Below are 11,259 nucleotides of genomic sequence, written 5' to 3' on the forward strand. Positions count from 1 at the left end.
TCGAGACAGCGAGAACCAGCAGGGAGCCGCAGTGAAGCAGATGGAGGTCGTCGGCGTCCGGGTCGAGATGCCCTCCAATCAGCCGATCGTCCTGTTGAAGGAGACGGAGGGCGATCGCTACCTGCCCATCTGGATCGGGGCGGTCGAAGCGACCGCGATCGCCTTCGCCCAGCAGGGGGTGCTGCCGGCCCGGCCCCTCACCCACGACCTGTTCCGCGACGTGCTCGACGCCCTCAGCGTCCAGCTCCGCACCGTCAACATCACCGCCCTGCGCGAAGGCATCTTCTTCGCCGACCTCATCTTCTCCAACGGCGTCGAGGTCAGCGCCCGCCCGTCCGACTCCATTGCCCTCGCCCTGCGCACCGGCGCCACGATCTTCGCCAGCGAGGACGTCCTCGAAGAGGCCGGCGTGGCCATCCCGGACGAGCAGGAGGACGAGGTCGAGAAGTTCCGCGAGTTCCTCGACACGATCTCCCCCGAGGACTTCGGCCGCGCCGGATAGGCCGCTGCTCGGGGCGAGGTATGGTCGCAAGCTTCGCTTGCTCCCAAACTCGCGCGTCCTGCGTCCACCCAGGGGGGCGACCCCCTGGAACCCCCGCTGCGAGGCTCCGCCCCGCACCCCCTGGGCGGCTTTGGCTTGGGGAAAGGGGGGTCGGCCTGGGGGTTTGCGGGTCGGGGGTGTGTGGGGAATGTCACTGTGGAGGGTAAGTTCACGCCATGGGGCGATTGGTCTTCCATTGCGGTGGACCTGGCGGTTTTTGCGGGGGGAGCATCGGGGTATGGAGTGCGTTGGCGGCGAAGGTGCGCAGTTTGCCCACGTGAAGCCGGTTCATCCGGGCATGCGACGCGCCGACGGTGAACGTTGACCACGCCCTGACCGGCACCTACCGTGCTGGTGGAACACCCGTGGTGTAATTCGTCAAACCCCCTTGACGAAGCGCCGCGGGATGATAGGAGCCGGAGGTCCGCGTGGCGGTGAGCAGCGGCGAGGGCAAGGCGACCCCCGACAGGCACATGGCGTCCCAGCGCGCCGGGGAGCAGGGACTGCTCTTCGACACGCAGGTGTCGGTGCCACCGGAGGATGTCGGCTACCGCGGCCCGACGGCGTGCGCCGCGGCGGGGATCACCTACCGGCAGCTCGACTACTGGGCCCGCACCAGGCTGGTGGAGCCGAGCGTCCGGTCCGCGCACGGGTCCGGGAGCCAGCGGCTCTACAGCTTCCGCGACATCCTCGTGCTGAAGGTCGTGAAGCGGCTGCTCGACACGGGTGTGTCGCTCCAGCAGATACGCACCGCCGTCACCCATCTGCGTGACCGGGGCGTGCAGGACCTGGCCCAGATCACGTTGATGAGCGACGGAGTGAGCGTCTACGAGTGCACCTCGGCCGACGAGGTCGTCGACCTCCTCCAGGGCGGGCAGGGCGTGTTCGGCATCGCGCTCGGACGGGTGTGGCAGGAGGTGGAGGGCAGCCTGGCGGAACTTCCCGGTGAACGCGCCGCCGCCGCCGACGCGGACCCTGCCGAACACCCCCACGATGAGCTCGCCAACCGGCGGCGCGCCCGCCGCACCGGCTGACCCTCAGAGCGCCTCCTTGCGCTGCAGGAAGGTGAACGCACCCCAGCCCGGCAGCACCGGCAGCCACAGCGTCAGCAGGCGGTAGAGCAGGACGGCCGACGCCGCCGTCTCCGCGGTCAGCCCCGAGATGGTCAACGCCAGCGTGAGCGCGCCCTCGACGGCGCCGAGACCGCCCGGCGTCGGCGCCGCCGACCCGACCGCGTTCGCGGTGAGGAACACCAGCACCACCGTCGTCCAGGGCAGCGACCCGCCGAACGAGCGGATCGACGCGTCCAGGCAAAGCGTGAACGCCAGCGTCAGCAGCAGCGTCCCGCCCATCCCCGTGGACAGCTTCTTCGGCGACTGCAGGACGTCCACCAGGCGCGGCAGCACGCCCGAGAACATGCTCCGCAGCCGTGAGGTGACGACGCGCCGGACCCGCGGGACCGTCAGCGCGAGCCCGGCGAGCAGTCCCAGCGCCAGCACCGCGATCACGATCGTCCGGGACGGCGCCAGATCCTGCGTCGCCTTCGCCGTCGACCCCGTCAGGAACCCGAACAGCACCAGCAGCAGGACGTGCGTGACCAGCCCGACCAGCTGCGACGCGCCCACGCTCGCGACCGCGAGGGCCGGCCGGACGCCCGAGCGCTGCAGGTACCGGGTGTTGACGGCCACGCCGCCGACCGCCGCGGGCGCCACCAGCTTCACGAACGACGCCGCGACCTGCGCCAGCACCGTCCGCCAGAACGGCAGCCTCTCCGGGACGAACCCGATGAGCATCAGCGCCGCCGCGACATAGGTGAGGGACGCCGCGGCCAGCGCGGCGACCACCCAGTGCCAGCTGGCCGTGGCCGCCAGATGGCCGATGTCCAGGCTCGTCACCTGCGGGATGACGATGTACGCCGCGACGGACAGCGCCACGATGCTGAAGATGGTCCGGGGCCGGAACCGTTCCAGCCGGGCCGGTGCCGCCTCCGTCTCCGGCTTGAGCCGGACGATCTGCTCCCGGATCCGGGTGAGCAGGTCCCGGTGGTGCCGCAGCCGGGTGCGCGTCGCCCGGGACAGCGCCACCCGCTGCAGCAGCGGCACCGCCCCGCCCAGCGCCTCCTCGCCCAGCACGGGCGCGGCCGTCCGGACGGCCCGCTCGGGTCCGGCCCGCAGCGCCAGCGTGGTGAGCAGCTGGGCGAGGTCCAGGCGCAGCGCCAGGTCGCCCGCCGCCGTCTCCCCGGATCGCAGATCGGTGACGTAGGCGAGCCCGTCCTCGCCGACGAGGACCGCGTCGCCCTCCAGCCGGCGATGCGCGAGCCGCCCCGCCTGCAGGGACCGGAGCTGCCGCCACACGTCCGTCAGCAGCGCGTCGGTGATCTCCTCGTCGGAGACGTCCCCGAGCCGCCGCCCGGGCACGTGCTCGTAGGCCAGCAGCGCCGCCTCCGTGCCGACCTCGCACGTCCCGACCAGCCGCGGGGTCCGGACGCCCGCCGCGTCCACGGCGTACGCCATCAGCGACTCCAGCTCCAGGGACCGGCGCAGCGACCGCAGCGTCCGCCCGGTCGTCGCGGCCCGCAGCCGCAGCAGCCGCCACACGCGGTAGAGCAGGCCCGCGGTCTGCTGGTCCCGGTCGAGGACGCGGACCTCCAGGTCCCAGTCGCCGTGCGGGCCGCGCCCCGCCGGGAGCCGCGCGCCGTACCCGTCCGCCGGGCAGGAGGCGAGGACGACGCCGTAGCGGCGGGCCTCCCCGGTGTCGTCCGCCGGGTCGTCGAGCCGCGCTCCCCGTTTCGGGCGCAGCCCGAGCCGTTCCAGCGACGCCACCACGGTCATGCCGGACGGACGAGGGTTCGGCGTCCCGACCGCGTAGAGGGTGCCGTGGCCGATGGCGCGCCCCAGCGCGTAGGTGGCCGCGAGCGCGGCGACGGAGGCGTAGGACGCGGTGAGCCCGGTCAGCGCCGCCAGCCCGATCATGGTCCATGTCGCGGCCTGCCAGCGGGCGCGGCCCGCCATCCCGACCGCGCTGACGAACGCGATCACCGGGGCGATGTCGGTGTGCACCGGCGCCGTCTCCGTGCCGCCCCAGATGAGCGAGTCCAGCACGCCGCCGGGGGCCGCCCGCACCACCAGGTCGTCCAGGCCCACCGTGATCCCGAAAGCGATCACGGCGGCCAGCAGCGCGATCGCGACGCGCGTGCCGTCCTTGTTGAAGAGCCGCTCGATCCCGAACGCGACCGGGACGGCCAGCACCCCGAAGCTGGACACCAGCGTCGCGAGCGTCAGCAGCAGCCGCGGCGCGTGCGCGGTGCCCTCGGCGATGTCGGTCTGCAGGCCGTGCGTGGTCTGCTGCGCGATCGACACCAGCAGCATCACCGCCGCCAGCCCCACCACCGAGGCCGCGAACCTGATCGCGTCGGACGGACGGCGGATCCGGTCCGGCTGCGCGGGCTCGTCCACGGGCACCCCGGCGGTCGCACCCTGCCTCCGGCGCACCGCGCCGTCGTGGGTCTGTGTCACGCCGTACCGCCGCCCCGACCGTCCGTCATCGTGATCAGCGTCCCAGACCGGGCGGCGCGCCGTCGAGCGGGCCGCCGCCCGGCCGGACGCGTGTCCACCCCGGCGGCCCCCCGGTTGCGCCCCCGTGGCCCGGGGCCGTCCCGTCCCAGGTGAGTGAGCACATCGTACTCGCCGGTACGGCGTCGCGGCCCGGGGCCTGCCCTCCGCGGGGGCGGGACGGACCGGCGGACGCGTCTTTGGGTAGGGTTCGTCCCAGGACATGCCGTCGACCCTGTGCGGGAGAGATCCCACGCCGCCAGCGTGGGGCGCCGAAGGGGCAACCTCCCCGGAACCTCTCAGGCAAAAGGACCGCGCGGGCGAGGCACCTCTGGAAAGCAGGCGTCGATCCCCGCACACGGGGAAGGGCGGCTCACCGAAGGGGAAACCCCGCCGCGCGGGTGAAGCTCTCAGGTGCCGATGACAGAGGGGGAGACCGGCCGCCGGCCCGTGCCGGCGGTGGCCCTGAGCGACCGCAGCAGCCAGGAGGCTCTCCATGACCGGCCAGTTCTTCGCCCCCGTGGCCTCGCCGCAGCACCCCCGTTCCGCGTTCGCCGACCGGCACGTCGGCCCCTCGGCCGCCGACCAGGCCAGGATGCTCGCCGCCATCGGCTACTCCGGCATCGAGGCGCTGATCGACGACGCGGTCCCCGCCGCGATCCGCACCTCCCGCCCGCTGGACCTGCCGCCCGCGCTGAGCGAGACCGCCGCGCTGGAGCGGCTCCGCGAACTGGCGTCCCGCAACACCGTGCTCACCTCCATGATCGGGCTGGGCTACCACGGGACGACCACCCCCGGTGTGATCATGCGGAACGTGCTGGAGAACCCCGGCTGGTACACCGCCTACACGCCCTACCAGCCGGAGATCTCCCAGGGCCGGCTCGAGGCCCTGCTGAACTTCCAGACGGTCGTCGCCGACCTGACCGGGCTGCCCGTCGCCAACGCCTCCATGCTGGACGAGGGCACCGCCGCCGCCGAGGCGATGGCCCTCGCGCACCGCGTCTCCAAGCGCAAGGAGCCGGGGACGTTCCTCGTCGACGCCGACACGCTCCCGCAGACGATCGAGGTCGTCCGGACGCGCGCGGTCCCGCTCGGCATCGAGGTGGTCACCGCCGACCTGTCCGCCGGGCTGCCGGACGGCGACTTCTTCGGCGTGCTGCTGCAGTACCCGGGCACGTCCGGCGCCGTCCGCGACCTGGAGCCGGTCATCGCGCAGGCACACGGGCGCGGCGCCAAGGCGGTCGTCGCCGCGGACCTGCTCGCGCTGACGCTGCTGCGGCCGCCCGGCGAGTCCGGCGCCGACATCGCGGTGGGCTCCGCGCAGCGGTTCGGCGTCCCCTACGGGTTCGGGGGCCCGCACGCCGGCTACATGGCGGTCGGCGAGGGCATCCAGCGGCAGCTTCCCGGACGGCTCGTCGGCGTGTCCGTCGACGCGGACGGCGCCGCCGCCTACCGGCTCGCGCTGCAGACCCGCGAGCAGCACATCCGCCGGGAGAAGGCCACCAGCAACATCTGCACCGCGCAGGTCCTCCTCGCCGTGATGGCGAGCATGTACGCGGTCTACCACGGGCCCGAGGGGCTGGCCGCGATCGCGCAGCGGGCGCACCGCCGCGCCGCCGAGATCGCCGCCGGGCTGCGCGCCGGGGGCGTGGAGGTCGTCCACGAGGCGTTCTTCGACACCGTCCTCGCCCGCGTGCCCGGCCGGGCCGCCGAGGTCGTCGCGGCGGCCCGCGACCGCGGGATCAACCTGCGGCCCGCGGACGCCGACCACGTCGGGATCGCCTGCGACGAGACGACGCTGCCCGCGCATGTGACGGCCGTGCTGGAGGCGTTCGGCGTCACGGCGTCCGGCGCGGCCGTCGGCGAGGTGGCCGAGGCGTTCCCGGACGCCCTGCGCCGCGAGAGCCCCTACCTGACCCACCCGGTCTTCCACGCGCACCGCTCCGAGACCGCGATGCTGCGCTACCTGCGCAGGCTCCAGGACAAGGACATCGCGCTCGACCGCTCGATGATCCCGCTCGGCTCCTGCACGATGAAGCTGAACGCCACGGCCGAGATGGAGCCGGTGACCTGGCCCGAGTTCGCGAACGTCCACCCGTTCGCGCCGCTCGACCAGGCCGCCGGCTACGTCGAGCTGATCGGTGAGCTGGAGGAGTACCTCGCCGAGATCACCGGGTACGCGAAGGTCTCCGTCCAGCCGAACGCCGGCTCCCAGGGCGAGCTGGCCGGCCTGCTCGCCATCCGCGGCTACCACGCGTCCCGTGGCGAGGAGCACCGCGACGTCTGCCTGATCCCCTCCTCCGCGCACGGCACCAACGCGGCCAGCGCGGTGATGGCGGGCATGCGCGTCGTCGTGGTCACGTGCGACGAGGGCGGCAACGTCGACCTGGACGACCTGCACGCCAAGATCGGCAAGCACGGGGACCGGCTCGCCGCGATCATGGTGACCTACCCGTCCACGCACGGCGTCTTCGAGGAGAGCATCACCGACGTGTGCGCGGCGGTGCACGAGGCCGGCGGCCAGGTCTACGTGGACGGCGCCAACCTCAACGCGCTCGTCGGCCTCGCCCGCCCCGGCGAGTTCGGCTCGGACGTCTCGCACCTCAACCTGCACAAGACGTTCTGCATCCCGCACGGCGGCGGCGGTCCCGGCGTCGGCCCGATCGGCGTCCGCGCGCATCTGGCCCCGTTCCTGCCCAGCCACCCGCTCCGCGCGGAGGCCGGCCCGGAGACCGGCGTCGGCCCGATCTCCGCGGCGCCGTGGGGGTCGGCGGGCATCCTGCCGATCTCCTGGGCCTACATCGCGATGATGGGCCCGGACGGCCTGCGCGCCGCCACCGAGGGCGCGATCGTCGGCGCCAACTACCTCGCCGCCCGCCTCGGCCCGCACTACCCGATCCTCTACACCGGGCGGAACGGCCTCGTCGCGCACGAGTGCATCGCCGACCTCCGCAAGATCACCAAGGAGACCGGGATCACCGCCGAGGACGTCGCCAAGCGCCTCATCGACTACGGCTTCCACGCGCCGACCCTCTCGTTCCCCGTCGCCGGCACCCTGATGATCGAGCCCACCGAGTCCGAGGACCTCGCCGAGCTCGACCGGTTCTGCGACGCCATGATCGAGATCCGCCGGGAGATCCGGCGGGTCGCCGACGGCGGCTACGACGCCGAGGACAACCCGCTCAAGAACGCGCCGCACACCGCCGGCTGCCTGGTCTCCGACGACTGGAAGCACGCCTACACCCGCGAGGAGGCCGCCTATCCGCTGCCGTCCCTCCGCGAGGCCAAGTACTGGCCGCCCGTCCGCCGCATCGACCAGGCCTACGGCGACCGCAACCTCGTCTGCTCCTGCCCGCCCCCGGAGGCCTTCGAGGACTGAGCCGCGCACCGGGACAACGGGCCGGGTGGCCGGAGGTCGCACGGCCCGTGACGGGGGTTCCAGGGGGTCGCTCCCTGGGCAGAACGGGACCGATTAGTGATCTTGCTGGGGGTTTCGGGGTGTCGTCGCGGGACGCGGCGGGGCCGGGTCGCTAGTCTCTTTGCGGACCCCGACCCCCAGAGGGCAGAAGAGCGATGAGCGAGTCCCCGGAACCGGTATCCGACGACGCGGCGCGGTTGTGCGAGGAGGCCCGGAGCCTCGCCGAGAACGGTGAGGCGGAGCGGGCGGCACTGCTGTTCCAGAAGGTGCTCGCCCTGGGCGGGACGTCCTGCCGGGCGCAGGCCGCGCTGGGGCTGGCGGTCGTCCTCGACGACGCCGGGGAGGTGGAGCGGGCCCGGGAGGCGGACCGGGCCGCGATCGCGACCGCCGACCCCGAGTACGGCCCCAGGGCGGCCTACCATCTGGCGCTCACCCACGAACGGGCCGGTGAGCACGAGCAGGCGGCGCCCGCCTGGCGGGTCGTGGTCGACTTCGGCAACCCGGCCTACCTTCCGCCCGCCCATCTGGCCCTCGCCAGGATCGCCGACGACGCCGGCGACTTCGACGCGGCGCGCGATCACTGGGAGGCGGTGATCGGGACCGGCGACCCCGAGTACGGGCCGCCCGCCGCGCACGACCTCGCGCAGCGGCTGCTGGAGCGCGGCGAGCCGGCCAGGGCCCAGCGGATCCTGACCGCGGCGCTGAAGCTGATCGATCGCGAGACCGCCCCGTACGCCTACGGGCGGCTGGCCGTCGCGCTCGGCATCTCCTACCTCGACCAGGCGATCGGCGCGTTCGGCGCGGCGCTGGGGGAGGACCCGGCCGACGCGGAGGTCGGGCCGCTGGCCACCGAGCTGCTCGCGCGGACGCTGCCGCTGCGGGGGCGGGGCGGCGAGGCCGCCGAGGTGTGGCGGCGCGGGCTCGCCGACCCGGGCATCGCCGGGCAGGTGCGGGCGCGGCTGCGCCGCGACTTCGGCGACGCCGAGGACGACGGCGACCCCGGCGACCTGTGGTGGGAGCCGGTCGTCGAGGAGGCGGTGTCGGACGGGACGCTCCCCGCCGTCGCGGGCGAGGCGTTCGGCGCCCTCGACCACATGTACGCGCTGCTGGCCGTCCGGTACGCGGACGAGCCGGGCGAGCGCCGGCCGGGGGAGACGCACGAGGTCCTCGGCAGGGCGGTGCGCGTCCCGAACGGCTATCCGTGGGGTCCGCTGCTGCACGAGAGCTTCGCCGAGCGGCTCCGCCTCGCCATGGGCACCCCCGCCCCGAACCGGCCGGAGGGCTGAGCCGCGCTCCGCCGGTCAGCCGGCGATGGCGCGTTCGGCGACCACCTTGGTGATGCGGGCGCGGACCAGGTACTCGGTGGGGACGGCGTTGCGGCGGCCGAACTCCTCGGCGCGGTCGGCGCCCATGTAGCGGCCGCCGATGGCGGCGGCCCACCGGAACACCTCGTCCAGGTCCTCGACCAGGGTCGCCTCGGCCCGGATCTGCACGTACGAGTACGGCGGCACCTGGTCGTCGACGCAGATGGAGATGCGCGGGTCGCGGGCGAGGACGCGGCCCTTGATGCTGTGGCGGCCGGTGTTGAACAGCACGTCGTCGCCGTCGAGGACGAACCAGATCGGCGTGACGTGCGGCGTGCCGTCCTTGCGGGTGACACCGGCCTTGCCGGTGCGGGTGCCCTCCATGACGAACGCGCGCCACTCGCTGTCGGTCATCTGTTCCATGTGCCCAGTCTGCCGCAGAGATCATTTGGACGTGCCGCTACGGTGAGTCACATGGAGATCCTGACGGCGCACGGGCCGGCCGAGGTGACGCCGGACGAGGTCGACGACCCGGCGTTCCTGCTGGTCCTGACGCACGGGTCGAACGGGGGAGTGGACGCCGCCGACCTGCTCGCGGTCCGCGCGGCGGCGCTCGGGCTCGGCGGCGCCGTGGCGCGGGTGACGCAGCCGTTCCGGCTCGCCGGACGCCGGGCGCCCGGTTCGGCGGTCAAGCAGGACGGGGCGTGGCTGGAGATCGTCGCCGTGCTGCGGGAGAGGTTCGGGGACGTGCCCCTCGTCCAGGGCGGCCGGAGCAACGGGGCGCGGGTCGCGTGCCGGACGGCGACGGCGGCCGGGGCGGCGGGCGTGGTGGCGCTGGCGTTCCCGCTCCATCCCCCGGGCAGGCCGGAGAAGAGCCGGGTGGGCGAGCTGCGGGAGGCGGGGGTGGAGGTCCTCGTCGTCAACGGCGACCGTGACCCGTTCGGCGTGCCCGATCCGGCGGACGCGGCGGCGGTGACGGTGCTGCCCGGGGAGCGGCACGACCTGAACAAGGACCCCGCGGCGGTCGGCCGGGCGGTGGAACCGTGGCTGAGAAAGTGGGCGGCCCGTCCGGTGCGGACGGGCCGGGAGTAGGGTTCCTCCGGGCCCGGCGCGGGCCCAGAGGTCAAGGGCAGGTGGGCGTGCCCCCGAGGATGATCACCCGTTTGAACTAGTCCCCCGTGGAGACCGCTCAAGCGGCGGACGGCGCCTGCAGGTCCGTCGGCCGGTGCGGCGCGATGACTCCCCCGTCGGGCAGCAGCTCACCGGTGTCCTCGAAGAGCACGACACCGTTGCACAGCAGGCTCCACCCCTGCTCGGGGTGCGAGGCCAGCGTGCGGGCGGCGTCGCGGTCGGGTGCGTCGTGGGAGGGACAGGGCGGCTGGTGCGGGCACATCGTGTGCCTCCGGTCTCAACTACTGGTCGGTCGTGGTGCTTTCCTGTATTGACGCACCCCAGTGTGAAGTGGTTCGCATCCACCCGGCCATAGCCCGTTGGGACGGTTGTCCGTTGGTACCGGAGTACCGGACGGCTGTGATCCCCCTCACCCCGAGGTGCCAGGCAATAGCCTCCCTTCCGCGCGATAACGGACGGAGAACGACACGCCGCCGGGGCCTGAAACCCCTACGATGTTCGGCGGGGGAACGGGCTTTGCAGGGCGTGGGGGGAGTGAGGCCGGTGCGGGTCGCGCTGTCCGTCGCGTGCTTCGATGACGCGCTGTTCCCCGACACCGGGAAGGCCGTGACCGTCCTGCTGGAGCGGCTCGGCCACGAGGTGACGTTCCCTCCGGGGCAGACGTGCTGCGGCCAGATCCACTGGACGGCCGGCTACCACCGTGAGGCCGCCGGCCTCGCCCGCACCTACTCCGCCGCGTTCGAGGGCTGCGAGGTGGTGGTGGCGCCGTCCGCGTCGTGCGCCGCCACGGTCCGCGACGCCTACCCGAGGATCGCCCGGACGGCCCGCGACCCCGGCCTGGCCCGCGCCGCCGAAGGCCTCGCCGTCTACGAGCTGACCGAGTTCCTCGTCGACGTCCTGGGCGTGACCGACGTCGGCGCCTACTTCCCGCACCGGGTCACCTACCACCCGTCCTGCCAGTCCATGCGGACCCTCGGCCTCGGTGACCGGCCGCTGCGGCTGCTCCGCGCGGTGAAGGGCCTCGATCTGGTGGAACTGCCCGCCGCCGGTGAGTGCTGCGGCTTCGGAGGCGCGTTCGCCATGAAGAACTCCGACGTGTCGGTGGCGATGGTCGCCGACAAGGTCCGGCACATCCGCGACACCGGCGCCGACGTGGTCTGCGCGGTCGACGACGCGTGCCTCGCCCACATCGGCGGCGCGCTGTCCCGGCTGCGTGGCGGCGTCCGGACGATGCACCTGGCCGAGATCCTCGCCGAGACGGGGCCGTCGTGACGGCCTCCTCCCCGGGGACGACGCCGTCCTCCCCGGGGACGA

At 73.6% G+C, this 11,259-nt stretch carries 9 protein-coding genes and 2 riboswitches; of the genes, 6 read left to right on the top strand and 3 right to left on the bottom strand.

The window, feature by feature from the left end; translation table 11 throughout:
- Positions 1–31: 31 nt before the first annotated feature.
- Positions 32–502 carry a bifunctional nuclease family protein gene (locus ACQPZP_RS21785; RefSeq protein ID WP_067468341.1) on the top strand — a complete coding sequence of 157 codons (471 nt, stop codon included), beginning with the start codon at positions 32–34 and terminating at the stop codon, positions 500–502.
- A gap of 467 nt (positions 503–969) precedes the next feature.
- Positions 970–1,575, top strand: coding sequence for a MerR family transcriptional regulator (locus ACQPZP_RS21790; RefSeq protein WP_433469698.1), 606 nt, complete (start codon positions 970–972; stop codon positions 1,573–1,575).
- Positions 1,576–1,578: 3 nt separating this feature from the next.
- Here the strand turns inward: ACQPZP_RS21790 and ACQPZP_RS21795 are convergent, their stop codons facing one another.
- Entirely contained in the window at positions 1,579–4,056 is a 2,478-nt protein-coding gene (locus tag ACQPZP_RS21795) for a lysylphosphatidylglycerol synthase transmembrane domain-containing protein (RefSeq protein WP_433479440.1), read from the bottom strand.
- Between the two features lie 266 nt (positions 4,057–4,322).
- Positions 4,323–4,417: riboswitch (glycine riboswitch) on the top strand.
- A riboswitch (glycine riboswitch) is annotated at positions 4,418–4,529 on the top strand. It abuts the riboswitch before it with no gap.
- 59 nt (positions 4,530–4,588) lie between these two features.
- Here ACQPZP_RS21795 and gcvP point away from each other — a divergent pair.
- Together gcvP and ACQPZP_RS21805 are read left to right on the top strand one after the other, a co-directional pair.
- On the top strand, positions 4,589–7,471 hold the full coding sequence (gene gcvP, locus ACQPZP_RS21800) for an aminomethyl-transferring glycine dehydrogenase (RefSeq protein WP_433479441.1): 2,883 nt from the start codon (positions 4,589–4,591) through the stop codon (positions 7,469–7,471).
- 194 nt (positions 7,472–7,665) lie between these two features.
- Positions 7,666–8,796 carry a tetratricopeptide repeat protein gene (locus ACQPZP_RS21805; protein ID WP_433479442.1) on the top strand — a complete coding sequence of 377 codons (1,131 nt, stop codon included), beginning with the start codon at positions 7,666–7,668 and terminating at the stop codon, positions 8,794–8,796.
- A 15-nt stretch (positions 8,797–8,811) separates the two neighbouring features.
- Here the strand turns inward: ACQPZP_RS21805 and ACQPZP_RS21810 are convergent, their stop codons facing one another.
- Complete coding sequence (locus ACQPZP_RS21810; protein WP_433479443.1) at positions 8,812–9,237, bottom strand: PPOX class F420-dependent oxidoreductase; 426 nt, start codon at positions 9,235–9,237, stop codon at positions 8,812–8,814.
- Between the two features lie 51 nt (positions 9,238–9,288).
- Between ACQPZP_RS21810 and ACQPZP_RS21815 the strand changes: the two genes are divergently transcribed.
- Positions 9,289–9,906: an alpha/beta hydrolase family protein gene (locus tag ACQPZP_RS21815; protein ID WP_433479444.1), complete on the top strand. Its 618-nt coding sequence runs from the start codon at positions 9,289–9,291 to the stop codon at positions 9,904–9,906.
- A 97-nt stretch (positions 9,907–10,003) separates the two neighbouring features.
- On the opposite strand, the gene ACQPZP_RS21820 is transcribed toward ACQPZP_RS21815, so the two are convergent.
- On the bottom strand, positions 10,004–10,207 hold the full coding sequence (locus ACQPZP_RS21820) for a DUF5999 family protein (RefSeq protein WP_396448514.1): 204 nt from the start codon (positions 10,205–10,207) through the stop codon (positions 10,004–10,006).
- Between the two features lie 281 nt (positions 10,208–10,488).
- Here ACQPZP_RS21820 and ACQPZP_RS21825 point away from each other — a divergent pair, with 281 nt between their 5' ends.
- Positions 10,489–11,217 carry a (Fe-S)-binding protein gene (locus ACQPZP_RS21825; protein ID WP_433479445.1) on the top strand — a complete coding sequence of 243 codons (729 nt, stop codon included), beginning with the start codon at positions 10,489–10,491 and terminating at the stop codon, positions 11,215–11,217.
- Positions 11,218–11,259 lie beyond the last annotated feature (42 nt).

Source organism: Spirillospora sp. CA-142024 (assembly GCF_050942325.1).
Taxonomy (GTDB): Bacteria; Actinomycetota; Actinomycetes; order Streptosporangiales; family Streptosporangiaceae; genus Spirillospora.